Origin of the sequence: Streptomyces sp. CB01580 (assembly GCF_001905795.1) — a bacterium.
Lineage (GTDB): Bacteria > Actinomycetota > Actinomycetes > Streptomycetales > Streptomycetaceae > Streptomyces.
On sequence record NZ_LIXJ01000003.1, the window covers coordinates 520,678 to 541,947 of the forward strand.

Sequence of the window (21,270 nt, forward strand, 5' to 3'; positions counted from 1 at the left end):
CCGCGGGTATACGTCCCCTGTCATCACCGGCCCGGGGACTGCACCGGAGGGAGCGGCGGCCATGGAACGGACCACATGCTGTGTGGTGGGCGGCGGGCCCGCCGGAATGGTCCTCGGGCTGCTGCTGGCCCGGGCGGGGGTGGCGGTCACGGTCCTGGAGAAGCACGGCGACTTCCTGCGCGACTTCCGCGGCGACACCGTGCATCCGTCCACCCTGGGGCTGCTGGACGACCTGGGCCTGGCCGGACGGTTCGGCCGGCTGCCGCAGCGTCGGGTGACGACGGTCCAGGTGCCCCTCGGACCGGACCGCTCGCTGGTCACCGTCGGGGACATCGGCGCGTTGCGCGGCCCGTACAACTACATCGCGATGGTGCCGCAGTGGGATCTGCTGAACCTCCTCGTGGACGAGGCCGCGCGGGAGCCGTCCTTCTCTCTCCGGATGAACACCGAGGCGATCGGGTTCCTGTGGGAGCGCACCGGTTCACGTCCCGGCCGCGCGGGGCGCAGGGCTCGGGGAAGGGTCACCGGGGTGCGGTATCGCACGTCCGACGGCCGCGTCGGCGAGCTGCGCGCCACGCTCACCGTCGCCTGTGACGGCCGGTTCTCGCTGGCCCGGTCGCTGCCCGAACTGGGGCTGCGGAGCTTCGCCTGTCCGATGGACGCCTGGTGGTTCAGGCTGCCGCGGCGGGACGGCGACCCGCACGGGCTCGTGGGAGGCGTCGGCGACCGGTTCTTCAGCGCCATGATCGACCGCGGGGACTACTGGCAGTGCGCCACGATGATCCCGAAGGGGACCGACACGCGGCGCCGCGCCGCCGGCCTCGACCGGTTCCGGGGCGAGTTCGCGGCCGGCGTCCCCTGGCTCGCGGACCGCGTGCACACGCTCGGCTCGTGGGACGACGTGAAACTGCTCGACGTACGGCTCGACCGCCTGCACCGCTGGCACCGCCCCGGACTGCTGTGCATCGGCGACGCCGCGCACGCGATGTCACCGGTGTTCGGCATCGGGATCAACCTCGCGGTCGAGGACGCGGTGGCCGCCGCCCGGTACCTCGTCGGGCCGCTGCGCGAGGGCGCGGTCGGTCTGCGGACCGTGCGCCGGATCCAGCGCCGCCGTCTGCCGACGACCGTCGCGACGCAGACCCTTCAGCGCCTCGCCCACACGAACATCATCGAACCGGTCCTCTCGGGCCGCCCGGCGTTCGGCGACGCGAGGCGCGCCCAGCGGCTGAGCGAGCTCGTCACGACCTCGCGGTGGCTGAACCGTCTGCCTGCGTACTTCTTCGCCTACGGGGCCCTGCGCGAGCGCCCGCCCACCGCCTCGGTGCGCTGAACGCGCACGGCGGACCGGCGTCGGACATCACGCGCCGGACACCGGGGACGCGGGCGCGGGCGGGGTCAGGCGCGCGCCTTGCGGGCCGACATCCAGGCGTAGACGAGGACTCCCGCGAAGAGGAACAGCACGCCCTGATAGACGGCGGCGTAGCCGGAGCCCGCGAGGAGCCACATGGAGAAGCCGAAGGCGGCGAGGGCGAGCGCGGCGTCACGGGCGAGGCGGGCCGGGCGGACCCGGTCGCGCCGCCCCGAGGCGAGGAAGTACAGCTGGGCCGCCGTCGCCAGCAGGTACGGGACGGCAGCGGTGAAGGTCGTGATCAGCACCAGGATCTCGAACACCCGGGCCGACCCGGCCATGTAGTTGTAGACGGTCAGCAGGGAGGCGAGCACGGCCGCGACGACGACCCCGAAGGTGGGCACTCCGCGTCGCTTCACCACGAAGCGGTCGGGGAACAGCCCGTCGCGGGCCGCCGCGTACGCCGTCTGGGCGCTCAGCAGCGTCCAGCCGTTCAACGCGCCCACGATCGACACGAGCGCCGCGCAGGCGACCACCGCGCCGCCCCACGTACCGCCGAACATGACGTCGACGGCGTCGGTGAAGGGCGCCTTCGACGTGAGCAGCTCGTCGTGCGCGACGGTGCCGAAGACGGCGAGCGTGCCCAGCAGGTACACCAGCGCCGCACCGAGCGTGCCGAGGACCGTCGCCCGGCCGACGTTGCGCCGGGGGTCGCGCACCTCCCCCGCGCTGACCGCCGCCGACTCGACGCCGAGATAGCTGAAGAGCAGGATCGCGGCGGACGCGGAGACCGCGCCGAGGGCACTGCCGCCCGTGGCCCGGAAGGGGCCGAGGTTGTCCGCGTCGAAGAAGAACATCCCGCCGACCGCGACCAGCAGCAGGGGCACGAACTTCAGCACGGTGGAGACGAGCTGCACCGCGCCCACGTAGCGGGTCCCGGCGAGGTTGGCGAGGGCGGGCGCCCACTGCACCACGAGTGCGGCGGTCATCATCGGCCACGGCGAACCGTGCAGGGGCAGCAGCACGTCCAGGTAGCCCACGGCAGTGACGGCGAGCGCGGCGTTGCTCACCCAGGAGGTGATCCAGTACGACCAGGCGGCCAGGAAGCCCGCGAAGTCGCCGAATGCCTCGCGCACGTAGACGTACGGCCCGCCGGTGCGCGGGTCGCGCCGCGCGAGCCGTCCGAAGACGAGCGCGAGCGCGATGGCCCCGAGCGTGAGCACTCCGAAGGCGACGAGGCTGATGGTGCCGTACGGGGCGACGGACGCGGGGAGCAGGAAGATGCCGCCGCCGATGATGTTGCCCATGACCAGGGCGGTCGCCACCGGAAGCCCGAAGCGTCGGGCGTGCCGGCCGTCCCCTTCCCGCTCCGGGGGCCGCGAGGACCCCGGCGAGGCCGCGGAGGCCGGGGCCGGAGCCGATGGTGGAACGGTTCCGGTGTCGCGCATGGGTGGTGTGCCTTTCGTCCTTCCGGGATGCCGTCGCCCGCCCCCGCGGGCCGCGTCACGGCCCCCGGGCGGCGCCACGGCAGCGGGCGGGTGCGCGGGCGCACACCTCTGCCGTGGTCATCGCCCGGGGATTTCCTCCATGCTCGGATATCGGACACCTCAGACAAAATCACCGCCGAATGTTCGGCGAATCATCCGCTTCGACCGGAAAACGGACGGGTTCGAGCGCATGGGTCGGCGCATCCTTCACCGGGAGCCCCGGCACCGCCCTCACCAGGAGCCCCGGCACCGCCCGCGCCGGGCCCACCCGAATGGAAAACACGTCGACATCGCCCCTCGCCTCCGGCACAGTGACCGCCCATGACGAGCAGCGAGCTGTGGACCCGCGCGACCGCCGAACGCTACGACGCCGAGGAGAGCGAGAGGTCCTCGCCCGCCTTCCTCGGACCGACTCTCGACTTCCTCGCCGAACTCGCCGGGGACGGCCGGGCACTGGAGTTCGCCGTCGGAACCGGGCGGGTGGGCGTCCCGCTCCGGGAACGCGGCGTGCCGGTCGTGGGCATCGAACTGTCCGAACACATGGCCGCGGTCCTGCGGCGCAAGGTGGACGAGGAGACCCTTCCGGTCGCCGTCGGGGACATGGCCACGACCACCGTCCCGGGGAAGTTCAGCCTGGTCTACCTCGTGTACAACACGATCACCAACCTGCTCACCCAGGACGAGCAGGTCGAGTGCTTCCGGAACGCCGCCCGCCATCTGGCCCCCGGCGGCCGGTTCGTCGTCGAGCTGGAAGTACCGCCGCTGCGGTTCCTTCCGCCCGGACAGGTCGCGGTGCCGTTCGACGTCTCCGAACGACATCTCGGCTTCGACACCTTCGATCTGGCCGAGCAGATCCTCGTCTCGCACCACCTCACCCGCGACGGCGACGACGGCCGCTACCGCCGCGGCGAGTCCCGGCACCGGTACGCCTGGCCGGCGGAGCTCGACCTGATGGCACGGCTCGCGGGGCTCGAACGGGAACGACGCGTCGCGGACTGGAGCGGGGAGCCGTTCACCGAGGACTCCACGAAGCACGTCTCCGTGTGGCGCAAGCCGGTCTGAGGCCGCCGCCCGGTCCTCAGGGCCCCGCGTGCACCTGGCAGGCCCACAGGCTCGGGGTCCGCGGATAGGTGTCGCGCAGGGTGCGCACGGCCCGGTGCAGGGCCTCGGCCGCACGGGCGACGTCGAGTGCGCCGTCGCCCGTGTTCAGCGCTTCGTAGACGCTCAGCGCGACCTCGGCCCCGATGGCGTCGTCGACGTGCCACAGCGAGCCGACGACGTGGGGGAAGCCGGCCATCTGGAAGGCGCTGACGATGTGCACGGCCTCGTCGGCGAGCTCGGGGCTGGTGCGCAGGGTGTCGCAGGCGGAGAGGTAGGCGAGCCGGACCGACGGCAGCCGCAGCCGGGCCAGGTCGCGCACGGTCAGCGGGTGCGCGGTGTGGTCGTGCAGGACGAGCCTGCTGCCGGAGGGACGTTCCGGGTCGCCCAGGGCGTGGCAGGCGAAATGGGCGTGGGCGTGGTGGTGCAGGGCGGAGACGACCGCGGAGCGGGTGGCGTCCGCGTCCGCCAGCAGCGAGGCGCCGGGGAGGAGGCTGGCCAGCTGGTCCGCCTCCCGGCGTGCGCCCGGGAGCGGGGCCTGGCCGGTGGCCCCCGCGACGCTGACCACGAGCGTGCCGCCGCCCGCCGGGCGGGCGGCGCGGCGACGGGCGTGGTGCAGGGCCCGCAGTGTCGGTGTGTACGAGGAGACCACCCGGTCCAGGGCGCCCGCGGCGTCGACGGGGGCCGCCGCGTGCAGGGGCAGCGTGCCCAGGAGACCGCCGGGCGACCACCACACGCGGGTGGCCTCGGGGAGGCGGTCGAGGACCGGACCGGTGACCGCCCGCCACAGCCAGGCGAGGGTCTCCCGTACCTCCTGTTGGGCACGACGCGACTGCTTGCGGGAGGTCCCGGGTGTCTCGATGCGGACCAGTGCGTCCTGGAAGGTGCGCCGACGCGCCGCCGTCGTCCGCTGGTCGAGCCCGGGGAGGGGCACGGCGTCGATGGAGTGCTCGGTGACGACCAGGGCGTCGCTGCCGTACGGCGAGATGTTGACCAGGATCACCGGGCCCGCCGCGGCGGTCGCGCGCAGTTCGCGCTCGCCCCACTCACGCACCGGACGCAGCATGCCCAGCTCGGGATGTTCGGCGCGGATCCGGTCCGTGAGGTCCCGCCACTCGGCCGCCAGCCGCTGCCGCAGATCGGCGCGGGCGTCGGGGCCGGGCGGTCGTTCTTCGAGGAACTCCCGGGTGCCGGTCGCGGTGTCGAGGGCCTCCCGGAGCTCCTCGAAGCGGTCGGCGAGGTCCGGGGCGGTCGCCCGGAGCCGCGTCAGATCGCTGTCGGCGTCGAAGGCGTGGGAGAGGATCACGCCCCTGGCCTGTTCGAGCAGTCCGACCGCGAGCCCGGGCCGGCCACAGCGCACCGCGCAGGCCGCCGCCCGGGCACCCAGCCCGACGGTCCCGCTCAGCAGGAACTCCTGGTCGTCGCGGACGAGATGACGGGGCGCCACGGAATGCAACAGGTCGACCGCCAGGGCGTACCCGTCCAGGGCTCCTTCCCAGTCGCCCAGCTCCGCCCGGACATCGCCCCAGGCCCGCGCCGCGTCCATGCGCAGGGAGGGCGCGCACTGCTGCTCCAGGGCCGCCGACCGGAACACGTCGGCCGCCGCGGTCAGGTCGGATCCGCGGCGACGGCGGCCGGGCCTCCGGTCGCTCAGCATGCGGCCGAGGTTCGACAGGCGCAAGGTGCGGTGGGGGTGACCGGGCGGGGTGGCCTCGACGGCCCGGCGGAAGAGCGCGACCACTTCGTCGCGGAGCGCGGACGACACCAGGATGCGGGGGGTCAGGAGCCGTGCCCCCGCCGCCACCGTCAAAGCACCCGCCAGCTCGGGCGAGTTCGCGGGCAGCGCCGCGATCACCGCGTCGGCCAGCTCGCGCGCCTCGCGGGCGTCGCCGGTCCGCGGCGTCCGTGCGAAGCGTGCCATCAGGGCGATGGCGAGGTTGTGGCGCCGACGGGGCAGCAGCGGGTCGTCCTCCGGGGTGAGGGCGAGCGCCTCTCTGAGCAGCGGTACCGCCTCGTCGAGCCCGCCGACCGGATCGGCGGCGCGTTCGAGACCGATGACCAGACCGATCCCCGTCGAGCTCAGCAACGCCGCGCGGTGCGCACGGCCCAGGCCGGGCAGCGCGGCGGCCCGACGCCGGCACTCCTGGGCCTCCAGCAGGTCCTCGCCGTCCTCGGTCAGCTGGTGACGCAGGCCCAGCGCCGCACCGAGGTTGAGCAGCCGCACTCCGAGCATCCGGTGCCCCTCGGAGGTGAGTGCCACCGCCTCCCGATGGGCGCGCACCGCCTCGTTCAACTCCCCGGGATCTCCGGAGCGTTGATAGCCGGCGGTCAGCACCAGGCCGAGATCGTCGAGCGTGGTGGGGCGGTCCGGGTGCCCCGGCGGTGCGAGCGCCTCGGCCTGCCGCAGTCGGCGCAGCGCCTCCGCCAGATCCGGCCCGTTCGCCTCCGGGTCGCGCGTGTAGCGGGTGTACAGGGCCATCGCGGTGGCGAGAAGCGGTGGTCGGGAGCCGTCCGGCGGCTCCGTCGAGGCGGTGGCCGGGCCGATGAGGCCGAGCGCCGCGTCCAGATCGGCCCGAGCGCCGGTCGCGACGGAACGGGCGCGCAGGGCGTTGCCCAGCGCGTTGCGCAAGGCGGCGCTCCGACCGGGATGCGTGGCCGCCCGAAGCGCCTCGGTCAGCACCGCGACCGCCTCGTCCAGGTCCTCGGTCCGGCCTGTGTACTGTGCCCTCAGCACGAGGGCCATGCCCAGGTCATGGCCCGCCGTCGCGGGTTCCGGATCGCCGGGCAGTGCCCGGCGGCACAGCTCCACCACCTCGTCGCACTCCTCGGGCGTCGCGCCCTCCCGCTGCCGCAGCAGCAACAGCGCACGCTTCAGGACGTCGAGACCGTAGGGCGGCCGGGGACTCCCGGGGGCTGTTTGGGCCAGTGCGTCACGTGCGATGCCGACCGCCTCGTGCAGGTCCTCCGGGTCGTACGAGCGCAGGTAGCGGTCCAGGAGCCGGGCGCCCAGGGCATCGAGGGCGAGGAGCCGCTCGGGCGACCCGGCCGGGATGGCCTTGAGGGCGCGGTGGGCCAGCCGGACCGGATCCGCGGTCTCGGCCTCTCCGGACCTGTCCCGGAGCATGTCGCCGAACGGGTCCCCGAACGGCCAGGTCGTCCCGGCCAGGTCCAGCGCCCGGGACAGGCCCGCGCGCCGGTCCGTGTACCGGGGGTCGTACTCCGGCGTCGCGAGGACGGCGAGGCCGCCGCATCCGACCGCGGTGGCGAGCCGGATCTCGGGCGGGGGCAGCTCGGCGCCGAGGGCCGCGGCCAGTCGGTGGAGCCGGCGGACGTCTTCGGAGGCCCCCGGCGGCGGGTCGTACTGCCGTCCCTCCGCCACGATCAGCCACGCGGCGCACTGGGCCGCCCACTCGGCGGGTCCGTCCGCGTCCGCCGGGTCGGGGCGAACGGCGGGATCGGTGGCCGCGTATCGTGCCGCCAGCTCCGGCGGCACCAGCCCCGGATCGGCGACCCAGACCGGGAAGAGCAGTGTTCCCGCCATGCACCCGTGCACGCCGCCGTGCTCCCCCGGTCCGGCCATCGCGTGGGCGAAGCAGAGCCACCCGGCCGCGTGCCGGGCCTCCAGGTCGGTCCTGACGTCGGCGGTCCGCAGCAACCCCCGCAGTTCCGCGTCCGCCTCGGGGCCGAACACCACGGCCCCGTCCACCCCGCCGTCCGCGGTCCCGGCCCGCGCGAGGCGCGCACGGATCGCCCGCAGGAACCAGTCCCGGTCGTACCTCACCCCGCCGCTCCCCCCACCGTCCGATCTCCTCGTCACGTCCATGCACGCCCAACTCTGCCCGATCTACGGCACACTTGGACCATGACCGCGTCTTCCGACCTCCCTCGTGCCGATCCCAGGGCGGCGGCGTCGTTGTGCGTCCTGCTCGGCTCGCCGGACGCTCTGCGACAGCCCGGGGTCCGGGAGGCGGCCGAGCACGCGCGGGACCTGCTGCGGTCGGGCGCGGGCGCCGACGAACTCGCGGCCTGCTACCGCGCGCTGGACACGGCGTTGCGCCGGGCCGGGGACGCGCGCGGGCTGGTCGACGGATCCCGGAGCTGGACGGCCCCCGGCGTCTCGCCCCACATCAAGGTGGCCGTGTGCCCCGGACCGGCCCGGTGCCCGCGCGTCGAACGGGCCCGCGACCTGCTCCCCGCCCCGCACTGCGCGGTCAACGGCACGCGCATGCGCAAGGGCCGGCTGGGCTCCGCCCAGTGACCCCGCTCCCGTGAATCCCCTCCTCGCCACCCTGGGCGGCAAACTCACCGAACGCTGGCTGAACCTGCTGGTGCTCCCGGGCGCGCTCTTCCTCGCCGTCACGGCCGTCGGCACCGCCCTGGGTCACCGCCACTGGCACGACATCGACCGGCTGCGCACCGCTCTGGACGACCTCGCCACCAGGCCCGCCCTCGACCGCGCGGGCACCGCCGCGCTCCTGGTCGCCCTCATCCTGCTCGCCGCGACGGCGGCCTCGCTCGCCGCGCAGTTCCTCGGCGGCGTGATCGAGCGGTACTGGCTGCGCTTCGGCCGGGACCCGCTCTCGCGCGCCCTCACCGTCCGCCGCGTCCGCAGGTGGAGGGAGAGGGACGCGCGGCTCGGCGCGGCCGTCGGCCGCGCCGGCTGGACAGGTGCCGGGCCCGACGACACGGTGACGGTCCCGAGCGGCACACTGGCCCGGATCCAGTCCCTCACCGAGGCCCGCGACCGTGTCGCACTGCGCGAACCGGCCCGCCCCACCTGGTACGGCGACCGCATGCAGGCAACGGCCGACCGTGTCGAGGCGGCCTACGGAGTGGACCTCGCCGCCCTCTGGCCCCGGTTGTGGCTGGTCCTCCCCGAACCCGCCGTACGCCACATCCAGTCGGCCCACGACTCCTTCAGCGCCGCCGCCCGCCTCGCCGCCTGGGCCGTCGGCTACGCCCTGCTCGCCTGCTGGTGGTGGCCTGCCGTCCTGGCCGCCCTCGGCTGCGCTGCCGTGGCCCGCTCCCGTGCGCGCACCGCCCTGGACGCACTGGCGGGCCTCGTCGAGGCCGCCGTCGACGTCCACGGCCGCGAACTGGCCACCCGGGTCGGCCTGCTCCCGCCGGAGGCACAGGGGCTGCTGGCCCATGACACGGGGGACGGGATGTCTGCGGTGTTCAGAAAGGCCGAGTGACCGCCGCCGGTCCGTGACACCGACGCACCCGCCGTGGCCCGGCCGGTGAGCGGCCCCGGTCGTTGAGCGGTCCCGGTCGGTGAGCGGCCCCGGTCGGCCCAGGAGGCCGAGGCGCGCGGAAGGGCACCTCGGCGCCGGCCGCGTGGGCGACCGGGCGAGCCGCCGAGGTGTCCACACGGCGGGGAAGGCGGCGGCGCCCGGTGCCGCCCGGGTCAGCCCGACTTCGGCGGCTTCTGCGCGTCGAAGGCGAAGAGGGTGTTCTTGGCCGCGGCCACGATCACCGTACGCCCCGAAACGGTCACGCGCGGGCTCGCACCCTGCTCGCCCGTCAGACCATCGGCCCGCGGGTCCGTCGTCCACAGGGATTTGCCGTCGTACGGCGCCAGTGCGACCACCCGGCCGGTGGCCGAGCTGAAGTACAGCGCGTCGGCTCCCGCGACGGGACCCGACGCACCCTCCACGGCAGTCTGCCGCGACCACTTCTTCCGGCCGGTCGCGGGGTCGAGCGCCGTGACGAGACCGGTCTGCCCGCTCACGTAGACGGTGCCGTCCGCCATGCCGGGCGTCCCCGCGTATGTCTCGGCCAGCCGGGAGTACGTGACCTTCCGGGAGGCCGGGTCCACCCGCGCCACCCCGTCGTAGCCGGCCAGTGTCGCTCCTTCCTTGTGTCCCTGAAGGAGTACGAGCCTGCCGTCGGCGACGCCCATCGGCACGGCGGGGCCGTCGACCGCGATGGGCCCGCCCAGTGCCCCCGAGGATCGGTCGACCGTGCGCAGGGTGGGGTGGCGCACCTCCAAGGCATCCACCTCCGCATCCGTCGCGCACATCGCGAGGAGCTGTGGGCCCACCGGGACGGGAGCGCACTGCGCACCCGCGGGGAACGACGTCGTCCAGGCGATCTCACCGCTGTGCGCGTCCCGGGCCTCGAAGCGGGAGTTGGAAGCGTCGACCGTCACGACGGCGGAGCCGACCACGAGGGCGTCCTGGCTCCGACCCGTGACGGCCATCGACTGGGCGCCGGACGGCACGGACCACAGCTCCCGGCCGTTGTCGGCGTCGATGGCCACCACCTCGCTGGGAGGGTCCTGCGGGGCGTCCTGGGCGGCGATGCGGTATCCGAGCACCGTGTCGCCGGTGACGCCCACCAGGTGCATGCCCTGGACGGGGACACCCGGGCTCTTCGCCGTCCACACCCGCGAGCCGTCCAGGGTCCTGATACGGGTCGCGACGACACCGCCGCCCCCGCAGAACAGCGCGTCGCCGCGCGCGACGCAACGCAGTTCGTCGGGGATGTCCTCACGACCGCCCTGCACGGTCCTGCGCCACGGCTCGAAACCGTCCGGAAGCGCGGCACCCGGCGTCACGACGCCGTTGCCCTTGCCGCCGCCATCGTTCCCCCCGAAGCCGCCCGCCTTCAGCGCGGCGGCTCCCCCGCCGATCGCCGCCACCGCGACCGCGGCCGCGAGCACAGGACGCCATCGGCGACGCAGACGGCGGCCGACGGGGGTGCCGGTGCTCCCTGTGCCGGGACCGGCCGGGGCGGTGGTCGGGGCTGACGGCGCCGGGGTGTCCTGCGTCGCGAAGTGATGCTGAGTGATCACGTCGCGGGTGCAGCCCGCGCCGACCCCGTTCGCGTCGGTCCCACCGAGGTCGGCCGGCAGGTCCCGCAGCAGCACGAGGAGTTCGTCCGCGGAAGGGCGTCCCTCGGGCTCCTTGTCCAGGCATGATTCGACGACCGCGCGCAAAGCCGCCGGCACGGCGCCCAGCGACGGCTCCTCGTGCACCACCTGATATGCCGTCATGTATGGGCTGTCCGCATCGAACGGCCCGCGGCCCGTCGCCGAGTAGACCAGCAGCGTCCCCAGCGAGAAGACATCGGACCGCGGCCCCACACCACGCGGCGCCTGCAACTGCTCCGGCGACATGAAGGGCGGCGTACCGATGACCCGCCCTGTCATCGTCAACGTCTGCTGGTCCACGGCGCGCGAAATGCCGAAGTCGATGACGCGCGGGCCCTCGGGCGAGAGCACGACGTTCGAGGGCTTCAGGTCACGGTGGACGACCCCCACCCGGTGGATGTCGCGCAGTGCCTCCGCCAGCCCGATGGCGAGCCTCCTCAGCTCCGCTCCGTTCAGCGGGCCCTTCGTGGCGATGTGCTGGGCGAGCGTGTGCCCCTCGATATAGGTCGTCGCCATCCACGGCTGCTCGGCCTCAGGGGCAGCATCGACCACGGCGGCGGTGAACGCGCCGCTCACCCGCCTCGCCGCCGCCACCTCCTGCCGGAAACGGATGCGGAACTCGTCGTCCCCCGCGAACTGCTGGTGGATCAGTTTGATCGCGACAGGTCGCCCCGAACTCGTACGGGCCAGAAAGACCGTGCCCATGCCACCCGAGCCGAGCCGAGCCTCAAGCGGATAACCGCCGATCTCGACCGGATCACCTCCGCGCAGCGACACTCTTCCCGCCCTCCCGTCCCCCGTGCACCTCTGCCACCAGGGGCCTGCGTACCTGTCCTGCACACAAACTAGCCGCAGGGCAGTACGGCACAGCAAAGCGGGTGACGAACAGGAAGCCCAGAGCTGCTCCCGTGCCGCACACGACGAAGCCCCGCCAAGAGCATGACGGAGGTCCGTCGTGTCGTGGAACACCGCACGGTGCGGCCCGTCGCCACGGACCGACGAAGCGATGGACTAACCGACGAAGCTCAGTCGCACCTGACGGTCGGGATTGTCCTTGTTGGTGTCGACCAGGCACACCGACTGCCACGTCCCCAGTCCGAGTCGTCCGCCGATCACCGGCAGCGTCGCGTGCGGGGGCACGAGGGCGGGCAGCACGTGATCGCGTCCGTGTCCGGGCGAGCCGTGACGGTGCTGCCAGCGGTCGTCGGCGGGCAGCAGGGAGTGCAGGGCCGCGAGCAAATCCTCGTCACTGCCGGAACCCGTTTCGAGCACGGCGATTCCGGCGGTCGCATGCGGCACAAAGACATTGAGCAGCCCGTCCCTGGCGGCGGCGGTCCGGGCGAGGAACTCCTCGCAGTGACGCGTCAGATCGGTGACGGTCTCCGTCGTCCCGGTGGTGATGCGCAGGACGCTGGTGCTGAAGGGGGATGACATGCCTCCCATCTTGCCGCCCTCACGGCGAGGTCGCGCCGTCCACGCCTTCCGCACCCAAACGCGCCTTCCGCACCCAAACGCGCCTTCCGCGCGGGAACGCGCGGGGTTCCGCCGAACGGGGCTTTCGCGGCGGCGCAGGAAGATCCTCACCGTCGGCACGGTTAGTAGAAGCGTGAACAACACTGAGGTGGCCGCAGCGCACATGGTCGATGTCGTCGTGATCGGCGCCGGACAGGCGGGCCTGTCCGGCGCCTACCATCTGCGGCGCGCGGGCCTGGAACCCGACCGCGACTTCGTCGTACTGGACCACTCGCCGCGCCCCGGTGGCGCCTGGCAGTTCCGCTGGCCCTCGCTGACGTACGGCAAGGTGCACGGCATGCACGCGCTTCCCGGCATGGAGCTGACCGGCGCCGACGACGACCGGCCCTCCTCCGAGGTGATCGGCGCGTACTTCGACTCCTACGAGCGCGCCTTCGACCTGCGGGTCCACCGGCCGGTGGACGTGAGCGCGGTGCGCGAGGGCGACGGCGGCCGACTGCTCGTCGAGACGTCCGAGGGCACGTACGCCACCCGCGCCCTGATCAACGCCACCGGCACCTGGGACCGCCCGTTCTGGCCGCGCTACCCGGGGCAGGAGAGCTTCCGCGGGCGGCAGTTGCACACGGCGGACTACCCCGGGCCCGACGCGTTCGCCGGTCTGCGGGTGGTGGTGGTCGGCGGCGGTGCCTCCGGCACCCAGCACCTCATGGAGATCGCCGAAGTGGCGGCCGGGACGTACTGGGTGACGCGTCGGCCGCCGGTCTTCCGGGAGGGACCGTTCGACCAGGACCGGGGCCGGGCCGCCGTGGCGCTGGTGGAGGAACGGGTACGTCGCGGACTGCCGCCGCAGAGCGTGGTGAGCGTGACCGGCCTTCCGTTGAACGACGCCGTGCGACGGGCCCGCGCGGAGGGAGTGCTGGACCGGCTGCCGATGTTCGACCGGATCACGCCGACCGGGGTCGCCTGGGACGACGGCCGGACGGTCGACGCCGACGTCATCCTCTGGGCGACCGGGTTCCGGGCCGCCATCGATCACCTCGCGCCGCTGAGGCTGCGCGAACCCGGCGGCGGCATCGGGCTCGACGGCACGCGGGCGGTCAGGGACGCACGCGTCCATCTCGTCGGATACGGGCCGTCCGCCAGCACCATCGGCGCCAACCGGGCCGGGCGGGCCGCGGTGCGCGAGATCATGCGGCTCCTCGCGACACCGGCAACCGGCGTCGGCCGCGCGGGCACGGCCTCGGAAACGGCTTCGGCCCCGGAAGCGGGCGCGATCCATGCCGTCCTGCCGCGGACCCGTCGACCGGTACGACAGACAGCTCAACTCACAGAACACACGAACACGGGATCGGATGTTCGCTGGAACGCGTGATCGTTTCGCATTTCGTTGCTCAGCGCCCCCGCGACGGATGATGATTACAGGGCGCAAGCAACGGGCTGCAGACCGCGACTGCGCTGTCCCACATATGCACCATGTACAAGGAGAAAATCCTCATGAACATCCTCACCAACCTGCTCGCCGGCATCGTCCACTTCGTGGGTTGGCTCGTCTGATCGTTGTTCCGCCCGGCGCCGTCGCTCCCCGTCCCACGGGATCGGCGGCGCCGCCGCGTGTACGGGCCACTCGGGACCGCACACCCGGCCTCGCCGATCAGGTCGCCACCGGGGTCAGGTGGCCACCGGGGCCAGTCGGCTGTCGCGCCGGACGAGCGCGGCATAGCGGCCGTCCTGCCGGAGCAGCTCGTCGTGGGTGCCGCGTTCGGTCGCGCGACCGCCGTCGAGGACGACGATCTGGTCCGCGTCGCGGACGGTGGAGAGCCGGTGGGCGATGGTGATGGTGGTACGGCCCGCGGAAAGCGCGTCGATCGCTTCCTGAACCGCAAATTCCGTACGGGTGTCCAGGGCGCTCGTCGCCTCGTCGAGCACCAGCACCGGCGGATCGCGCAGGATGGTACGGGCGATGGCCAGGCGCTGCTTCTCGCCGCCCGAGAAGCGGTAGCCCCGCTCCCCGACCAGGGTGTCGTAGCCGTCGGGCAGTGCGGCGATGTGGTCGTGGATCTGCGCCGCGCGGGCGGCCGCCTCGATCTCGGTGTCGGTCGCGTCCGGTTTGGCGAAGCGCAGGTTGTCGGCGACCGAGGCATGGAAGAGGTACGTCTCCTGGGAGACCACCCCCACGGCCCGCGCCAGGGTGTCGAAGTCGAGCTCGCGCACGTCGACGCCGTCGATCAGGACCCGGCCGCCTGTGACGTCATAGAGCCGGGGCACGAGGTAGCTGAGGGTGGACTTGCCCGACCCGGTGGGTCCGACGATCGCCAGGCTGCCGCCCGCCGGTACGGTCACGTCGATGTCGCTGAGGGTCGGACCGTTCTTCTCGTCGTAACTGAAGTCGACGTGCTCGAAGCGGACCTCTCCGCGGATCCTCTCCAGCCGGACGGGGTGCTCGGGCTCGTTGATCTCCACGTCGAGGTCGAGGTATTCGAAGATCCGCTGGAAGAGCGCGAGGGACGTCTGCATCTGCACTCCGGTGGAGAGCAGGCTCACGGCCGGCCGGAACAGCGCCTGCTGGAGCGAGACGAAGGCGACGAGCGTGCCGATGGAGACGGCCGGACCGCCCGATCCCAGGGCCAGCCCCGCCGCCCAGTAGATGACGGCGGGCATGGCGGCCATGACGACGCCGATCGTCGCCATCCGCCACCGCCCGGCCATGCTGGAACGCACTTCGAGGTCGACCAGCTTCTCCGACTCCTCGGCGAAGCCCTTGGTGAGGGAGTCCGCCCGGCCCATCGTGCGGCCGAGCAGGATGCCGCTGACGGAGAGCGACTCGGTGACCGTCGCGGCCATGGCGGCCATCTGCTTCTGGCGGCGGGTGGTGATCTTCTTGCGTTCGCGGCCGACCTTGCGGCTGATCCACACGAAGACCGGCAGCAGGAGCAGCGAGACCAGGGTGAGCCGCCAGTCGAGCGCCAGCATGGCGACGACCGTGGCGACGACCGCGGTGAGGTTGGAGACCAGCGAGGTCGCGGTGGAGGTGACGGTCGCCTGCATGCCGCCGATGTCGTTGGCGATGCGGGACTGCACCTCGCCGGTCCTCGTCCGGGTGAAGAAGGCGAGCGGCATGCGCTGCAACTGGGCGTAGACCGCGGTGCGCAGATCGTGCATGACGCGCTGGCCGACCGTGGTGGAGATCAGCGTCTGCAGGACCCCGAGGACGCCGTTCATCACGGCGGCCACGATCATCCCGAGGGCGAGCAGCGACAGCAGTCCCGTGCGCGCCTGCGGAATGGCGGTGTCCAGGATCTCGCGCAGCAGGAACGGCGAGGCGACCGACACCAGGGACGAGGCTCCGACGAGCAGCGCCACCAGGGCGAGTCGGCCTCGGTAGGGACGGAACAGGCGCAGGATGCGACGCACCTCGGCGGGCGGGTGTTCTTCGTCCCGGGGCGGGGGCGTCCAGTTGATTTCGTCGGGTTTCATGGGCTCCTTCGACGGTGCGGGGTCGTGGGGACCCGGGGTCCGGCCGGTCCGGCATCCGGCCCCGGGGTGGTTCGGGTCCGGATCGAGGGCCGGGTCTCCAGCATTTCGAGAGCTTAGCTCATTGTTACCTTCACTCACAATGAATGTGGTCCTGATATTATTCCGTCATGGACTCCTCCGACGCAGACGGCGTACTCGCCGAGCAGTTGCTGCGGGTGACCCGCAGGCTCCAGCGGATCCAGAGTCGCCAGCTGGAGCCGATCGGCATCACTCCCGCGCAGTTCCGGCTGCTGCGCATCGTGGCCCATTACGACGGGCCGCCCCGGATGGCGGATCTGGCCCAGCGGCTGGACGTCGTCCCGCGCGCCGTGACGAGTCTGGTCGACGGCCTGGAGGCGAGCGGCCGGGTGCGCCGCGCCCCCGACCCGGACAACCGCCGGGTGATCCGGATCGAGATCACCGAGGAGGGTCTCGCCACCCTCCGGTCGCTGCGCGACGCGCGCCGGGCCGCCGCGGAGGAGATCCTGGCCCCATTGACCACCGATCAGCGCGAGGTGCTCGGCGGGCTGTTGTCCGCCCTGGTCAACGGCATGCCGGAGCGTCGCTGCTAAACCTGTGGGAACGCGCGTCCGGCCGGTCCGTGCCCGGCACGCACCGGCCGGACGTACCGAACGAACAGAACAGAACCGCCGAGGAGAGCCCGACATGCCGCTGCTGGAGCCGAAGCCCGAAGCACTGCGTCCCGGTGCGGTGCGCACGCCGTCCCCGGACCGGGTCCCCGACCGGCGGTCCCCGGGCACGCCCGAACCGCTCCGCAGCGCACTGATCGGCCTGCTGGGGGCCGAGAAGGTGCTGTGGAAGGTCTCCGACCTGGTGAAGTACGCCTCCGACGCCAGCCCCTACCGGTTCGTGCCCCAGGTCGTCGTGGTCCCGGAGGACATCGCCGACGTCGCGGCGATCCTGTCGTACGCGCACGACAACGGCCGCGAGGTCGTCTTCCGTGCGGCGGGCACCAGCCTGAACGGCCAGGCGCAGGGCGAGGACATCCTGGTCGACGTGCGCCACCACTGGGCGGGCATCGAGGTGCTGGACGGCGGCGCACGCGCCCGTGTCCGGCCCGGGACGACGATCGTGCGGGCCAACGCCACGCTCGCCCGCCACGGCCGGCTGCTCGGCCCCGACCCGGCCAGTGCCATCGCCTGCACGGTCGGCGGAGTCGTCGCCAACAACGCCTCGGGCATGACAGCGGGCACGACCCGCAATTCGTACCGCACCGTCTCCTCCCTCACGTTCGTCCTGCCGAGCGGCACGGTCGTCGACACGGGCGCCCCCTCGGCGGACGAGGACCTGGCCCGGGCCGAGCCCCGGCTCTGCGAGGAACTGCTGGCGCTGAAGGCGGAGATCGAGGCGGACGCCGAGCTGACCGCGCGCATCCGGGCCAAGTACGAGATCAAGAACACCAACGGCTACCGCCTCGACGCCTTCCTGGACGGGTCGACGCCCGTCGAGATCCTGCGGGGGCTGATGGTCGGCTCCGAGGGCACCTTCGGCTTCATCTCCGAGGTCGTCTTCGACACGCTTCCGCTGGACCGGCGCGTCTCCACCGGCCTGCTGTTCTTCCCCTCCCTGACCGCGGCGGCGGCGGCCGTGCCGCACTTCAACGCGGCGGGGGCGATCGCCGTCGAGCTGATGGACGGCAACACGCTGCGCGCGTCGGTAAGCGTCCAGGGCGTGCCCGCGGACTGGGCCGGGCTCCCGAAGGAGACCACGGCGCTGCTGGTGGAGTTCCGGGCCCCGGACGAAGCGGGACAGGAGGCGTACGAGCGGGCCGCCGCGTCCGTCGTCGAGGGGCTCGACCTGGTCGCGCCGGTGGCCTCGGTGACCAATGAGTTCACCCGTGACGCCCAGGTCATCTCGGGTTACTGGAAGGCCCGCAAGGCGTTCGTCACCGCGGTCGGCGGATCGCGGCCCTCGGGGACGACGCTGATCACGGAGGACTTCGCGGTGCCTCCCTCCCGGCTGGCCGAGGCCTGCGAGGCCCTGCTCGCGCTCCAGGCGGAACATGGTTTCGACGCCGCCGTCGCCGGGCACGCGGCGCACGGCAACCTCCACTTCCTGCTCGCCTTCGACGCGGCGAAGCCGTCCGACGTCGAGCGCTACGCCGCGTTCATGGACGACTTCTGCCGACTGACGGTGGAACGCTTCGACGGCTCCCTGAAGGCCGAGCACGCCACCGGCCGCAACATCGCCCCGTTCCTGGAGCTGGAGTGGGGCCCGAAGGCCACCGAGCTGATGTGGCGCACGAAGCAGGTCATCGACCCGGACGGGGTACTGGCCCCGCGCATCGTCCTCGACCGCGACCCCAGGGCCCATCTGCGCGGACTGAAGACCATCCCCAAGGTGGAACTGATCGCGGACCCCTGCATCGAGTGCGGCTTCTGCGAACCCACCTGCCCCAGCCACGACCTGACCACGTCCCCGCGCCAGCGCATCGTGCTGCGCCGGGAGATGATGCGGCAGACGGGCGGCTCACCGGTGGAGTCGCGGCTGCTGGACGCGTACGGCTACGACGCCGTCGACACCTGCGCGGGCGACTCGACGTGCAAGCTGGCCTGCCCGGTCGGCATCGACACGGGCGCCATGATGAAGGACTTCCGCCACCGTCGGCACTCGCCGCGCGAGGAGCGGATCGCGGCGCTCACCGCGAAGAACTTCAAGGCGGTCGAGGCGGCGGCACGCCTCGCGGTCGCCGCGGCCGACCGGATCGGCGACCGCATCGGCGACGGACCGCTGGAGACGATCACCGGGCTCGCCCGCAAGGCCGTACGCCCCGATCTGATGCCCGAATGGCTTCCCGAGACCCCGGGCGCCGCCGCCCGGAAGCTCCCCCGCACCTCCCGCGTCGGGGCGAAGGCCGTCTACTACCCGGCGTGCGTGAACCGCATCTTCGGCGGCCCGGAGGGCCATCGCGGCCCGTCCCTGCCGCAGGCCGTCGTCGCCGTTTCCGCCCGCGCCGGGAAGCCGGTGTGGATCCCGGACGACGTCGCGGGCACCTGCTGCGCGACGATCTGGCACTCGAAGGGGTACGACGAGGGCAACACCGTGATGGCCAACCGCATCGTGGAAGCGGCCTGGGGCTGGACGGCCGGCGGCAGGCTGCCCCTGGTCGTCGACGCCTCGTCGTGCACGCTGGGCATCGCCCACGAGGTGGTGCCGTACCTCACCGACGACAACAGGGAGCTGCACCGGGAGCTGACCATCGTCGACTCCCTGGTCTGGGCGGCCGACGAACTGCTCCCCGGGCTGACGGTGCTCCGCAAGGTCGATTCGGCGGTGCTGCACCCGACGTGTTCCATGCAGCATCTGGGCGATGTGGAGCAGTTGCGCACGGTCGCGGAGGCCTGCGCGCAGGAGGTCGTGATCCCCGACGACGCCGGATGCTGCGCCTTCGCGGGCGACCGCGGGATGCTGCACAAGGAGTTGACGGAGTCGGCCACGGCCAAGGAGGCGGCGGAGGTGAACACCCGTGAGTACGACGCGTACCTCTCCGCCAACCGCATGTGCGAGATCGGCATGGACCGGGCCACGGGCCACTCGTACTACTCCGTGCTGATGGAACTGGAACGGGCGACGCGGCCGGGAGCGGTCGTGCGCTGACCCGCGCGGGGCCGCCCGGCGACCGCCTCACGGCCGGTCGTCCGACGGCCCGCCGACGTCCTCACCCGCCGGGTGGGTCCGGTCATGACCGGTCCCACCCGGCTTTCGCACGGGCACGAGGCCCGTGGTTCACGAAAGTCCATGGTTTGGGACCAGGAGTCCAATCGTTCCCCTTGCGCGTCGACGGACTCGACGACCAAGGTCCTCCACGAGGTTCATTCACCGGCCGCGCACGTCAGACCCCCCTTCTGGAGGATCGATGAACGACGCAGCACAGCACGACGACGGTACGCAGCACGACGCCACGCAGCACGGGAATCCCCGGCACCACGGCGCGGAGAGCGGCGACCCGGGCCCGATGAGCCGCCGCTCCGTCCTGTGGACGACCGCCTCGGTGGCCGGTGCCGGGCTCGCGCTCGGCGGTCTCGGCGCCGGGACCGCGTCCGCCGCCCCCGTCCCGGACCCGCAGTCGGCCGGCGCGGAACAGGCGTCCGCGCCGCGGCGCCAGGGGCGCACCATGGTGGGGGTTCCGTTCGACCGGCGCTCCACCGTCCGGGTCGGACTGGTCGGGCTCGGCAACCGCGGTGGCAGCATGATCGACCTCTTCCTCGCCATGGAAGGCGTACGGGTCGTCGCCGTCTGCGACCCGGTCAGGGCCAAGGCCGAGCGAGCGGCGGCGAAGGTGGGTGCCGCGGGGCAGCCGTCGCCCGCCGTCTACACCAACGGCGAGAACGACTACGAGAACCTCTGCAGGCGCGGGGACATCGACTTCGTCTACGTGGCGACGCCCTGGGACTTCCATTTCGAGATGGCGAGGACCGCCCTGCTGAACGGCAAGCACGTCGGCGTGGAGTGCCCGATCGCGCTCCGGCTGGACGAGCTCTGGGAGTTGGTCGACCTCTCCGAGCGCACCAGGCGTCACTGCATGCAGTTGGAGAACTGCTGTTACGGGCGCAACGAGATGCGTGTGCTGCGCATGGCGCACGCCGGGCTCTTCGGCGATCTGCTGCACGGCGCGGGCGCGTACAACCACGACCTGCGCGGCCTGATGTTCGATCCGGAATACTACGAGGGCCCGTGGCGCAGACTGTGGCACACCCGGCTGCGCGGGGACCTCTACCCCAACCACGGCTTCGGTCCGGTCGCCAACTACATGGACATCAACCGCGGCGACCGTGCGGTCAGCATCACCAGCGTCGGCTCCCCGTCGCTGGGACTCGCCGAGTACCGCAGGAACAACATGCCGCCCGGCGACCCGAGCTGGAAGGAGACCTACATCGAGTCCGACCGTACGATCAGTCTCGTCCAGACCGCCAAGGGCCGGGTCATCCGGCTGGAACACGACGTGTCGACCCCGCACCCGTACTCGCGGATCAACAGTCTCGGCGGGACGAAGGGCGTCTTCGAGGACTACCCCGCGCGCATCTACATCGAGCCCGACCACACGAACGACGCCTGGGGCGACTTCTCCCGGTACGCCCAGTGGGACCACTGGCTCTGGAAGGAACACGCCAACCCGCCGGGCGGACACGGCGGAATGGACTACCTGCTGGTGTTCCGGCTGATGCAGTGCATGCGGCTGGGCCTCGTCCCGGACTTCGACGTGTACGACGCGGCGACCTGGACGGCGCCCGTGCCGCTGAGCCATCTGTCCATCAAGGCGAAGGGCGCGCCGCAGCAGATCCCCGACTTCACGCGCGGTGAATGGAAGAAGGCCCGTTCCGGCATGGATTCGGAGCAGCCGGAGCAGATCTGACGGTCCGTGCGCGGGCCGCGGGGCCCCGGCTCCGCGGCCCTCCTCCGCCGCCGGTGCGGCGGCCGGGGCATGTCCAGAACGACTCCCCCGGGAAAAATCG

Annotated in this window: 13 protein-coding genes; 8 read left to right on the plus strand and 5 right to left on the minus strand. The window is 72.6% G+C overall.

All coding sequences use genetic code 11. From position 1 onward, the window contains the following. The first annotated feature begins 61 nt into the window (after positions 1-61). The gene (locus AMK22_RS07360; RefSeq protein WP_073782507.1) at positions 62-1,333 is read left to right on the plus strand and encodes an FAD-dependent oxidoreductase; all 1,272 of its coding nucleotides are present in this window, start codon (positions 62-64) and stop codon (positions 1,331-1,333) included. A gap of 65 nt (positions 1,334-1,398) precedes the next feature. Here AMK22_RS07360 and AMK22_RS07365 read toward each other — a convergent pair whose 3' ends face one another. After that, the gene (locus AMK22_RS07365) at positions 1,399-2,799 is read right to left on the minus strand and encodes an amino acid permease (RefSeq protein WP_073782509.1); all 1,401 of its coding nucleotides are present in this window, start codon (positions 2,797-2,799) and stop codon (positions 1,399-1,401) included. A 360-nt stretch (positions 2,800-3,159) separates the two neighbouring features. Between AMK22_RS07365 and AMK22_RS07370 the strand changes: the two genes are divergently transcribed. Next, on the plus strand, positions 3,160-3,900 hold the full coding sequence (locus AMK22_RS07370) for a class I SAM-dependent DNA methyltransferase (protein ID WP_073782511.1): 741 nt from the start codon (positions 3,160-3,162) through the stop codon (positions 3,898-3,900). Positions 3,901-3,916: 16 nt separating this feature from the next. On the opposite strand, the gene AMK22_RS07375 is transcribed toward AMK22_RS07370, so the two are convergent. Continuing rightward, positions 3,917-7,717, minus strand: coding sequence for a CHAT domain-containing tetratricopeptide repeat protein (locus AMK22_RS07375; RefSeq protein WP_073782513.1), 3,801 nt, complete (start codon positions 7,715-7,717; stop codon positions 3,917-3,919). Between the two features lie 81 nt (positions 7,718-7,798). Between AMK22_RS07375 and AMK22_RS07380 the strand changes: the two genes are divergently transcribed. Continuing rightward, on the plus strand, positions 7,799-8,194 hold the full coding sequence (locus AMK22_RS07380) for a hypothetical protein (RefSeq protein WP_073782515.1): 396 nt from the start codon (positions 7,799-7,801) through the stop codon (positions 8,192-8,194). Positions 8,195-8,204: 10 nt separating this feature from the next. Further along, positions 8,205-9,131 (plus strand): hypothetical protein, encoded by a 927-nt coding sequence (locus tag AMK22_RS07385; protein ID WP_073782517.1) that lies wholly within the window; start codon positions 8,205-8,207, stop codon positions 9,129-9,131. A gap of 212 nt (positions 9,132-9,343) precedes the next feature. On the opposite strand, the gene AMK22_RS07390 is transcribed toward AMK22_RS07385, so the two are convergent. Further along, entirely contained in the window at positions 9,344-11,587 is a 2,244-nt protein-coding gene (locus AMK22_RS07390; RefSeq protein ID WP_073782518.1) for a serine/threonine-protein kinase, read from the minus strand. Between the two features lie 234 nt (positions 11,588-11,821). Beyond that, a complete protein-coding gene (locus AMK22_RS07395; RefSeq protein WP_073782859.1) occupies positions 11,822-12,244 on the minus strand; it encodes a secondary thiamine-phosphate synthase enzyme YjbQ in 423 nt (140 codons plus the stop codon). 202 nt (positions 12,245-12,446) lie between these two features. On the opposite strand from AMK22_RS07395, the gene AMK22_RS07400 reads away from it, so the two are divergent. Then, a complete protein-coding gene (locus AMK22_RS07400; RefSeq protein ID WP_079185978.1) occupies positions 12,447-13,655 on the plus strand; it encodes an NAD(P)-binding domain-containing protein in 1,209 nt (402 codons plus the stop codon). Positions 13,656-13,951: 296 nt separating this feature from the next. Here the strand turns inward: AMK22_RS07400 and AMK22_RS07405 are convergent, their stop codons facing one another. After that, on the minus strand, positions 13,952-15,757 hold the full coding sequence (locus AMK22_RS07405) for an ABC transporter ATP-binding protein (RefSeq protein ID WP_073782520.1): 1,806 nt from the start codon (positions 15,755-15,757) through the stop codon (positions 13,952-13,954). A gap of 167 nt (positions 15,758-15,924) precedes the next feature. Here AMK22_RS07405 and AMK22_RS07410 point away from each other — a divergent pair, with 167 nt between their 5' ends. From AMK22_RS07410 to AMK22_RS07420, 3 genes are all read left to right on the plus strand, one after another. Then, positions 15,925-16,368 (plus strand): MarR family winged helix-turn-helix transcriptional regulator, encoded by a 444-nt coding sequence (locus AMK22_RS07410; RefSeq protein ID WP_073782522.1) that lies wholly within the window; start codon positions 15,925-15,927, stop codon positions 16,366-16,368. A 94-nt stretch (positions 16,369-16,462) separates the two neighbouring features. Continuing rightward, a complete protein-coding gene (locus AMK22_RS07415; RefSeq protein WP_073782523.1) occupies positions 16,463-19,414 on the plus strand; it encodes an FAD-binding and (Fe-S)-binding domain-containing protein in 2,952 nt (983 codons plus the stop codon). Positions 19,415-19,673: 259 nt separating this feature from the next. Then, the gene (locus AMK22_RS07420) at positions 19,674-21,170 is read left to right on the plus strand and encodes a Gfo/Idh/MocA family protein (protein ID WP_079185960.1); all 1,497 of its coding nucleotides are present in this window, start codon (positions 19,674-19,676) and stop codon (positions 21,168-21,170) included. Positions 21,171-21,270: the final 100 nt, after the last annotated feature.

Coding starts and splice junctions, on each gene's coding strand:
- AMK22_RS07360 (WP_073782507.1), top strand. CDS start 62: ATGGAACGGACCACATGCTGTGTGGTGGGCGGCGGGCCCGCCGGAATG.
- AMK22_RS07365 (WP_073782509.1), bottom strand. CDS start 2,799: ATGCGCGACACCGGAACCGTTCCACCATCGGCTCCGGCCCCGGCCTCC.
- AMK22_RS07370 (WP_073782511.1), top strand. CDS start 3,160: ATGACGAGCAGCGAGCTGTGGACCCGCGCGACCGCCGAACGCTACGAC.
- AMK22_RS07380 (WP_073782515.1), top strand. CDS start 7,799: ATGACCGCGTCTTCCGACCTCCCTCGTGCCGATCCCAGGGCGGCGGCG.
- AMK22_RS07395 (WP_073782859.1), bottom strand. CDS start 12,244: ATGTCATCCCCCTTCAGCACCAGCGTCCTGCGCATCACCACCGGGACG.
- AMK22_RS07400 (WP_079185978.1), top strand. CDS start 12,447: ATGGTCGATGTCGTCGTGATCGGCGCCGGACAGGCGGGCCTGTCCGGC.
- AMK22_RS07405 (WP_073782520.1), bottom strand. CDS start 15,757: ATGAAACCCGACGAAATCAACTGGACGCCCCCGCCCCGGGACGAAGAA.
- AMK22_RS07410 (WP_073782522.1), top strand. CDS start 15,925: ATGGACTCCTCCGACGCAGACGGCGTACTCGCCGAGCAGTTGCTGCGG.
- AMK22_RS07415 (WP_073782523.1), top strand. CDS start 16,463: ATGCCGCTGCTGGAGCCGAAGCCCGAAGCACTGCGTCCCGGTGCGGTG.
- AMK22_RS07420 (WP_079185960.1), top strand. CDS start 19,674: ATGAACGACGCAGCACAGCACGACGACGGTACGCAGCACGACGCCACG.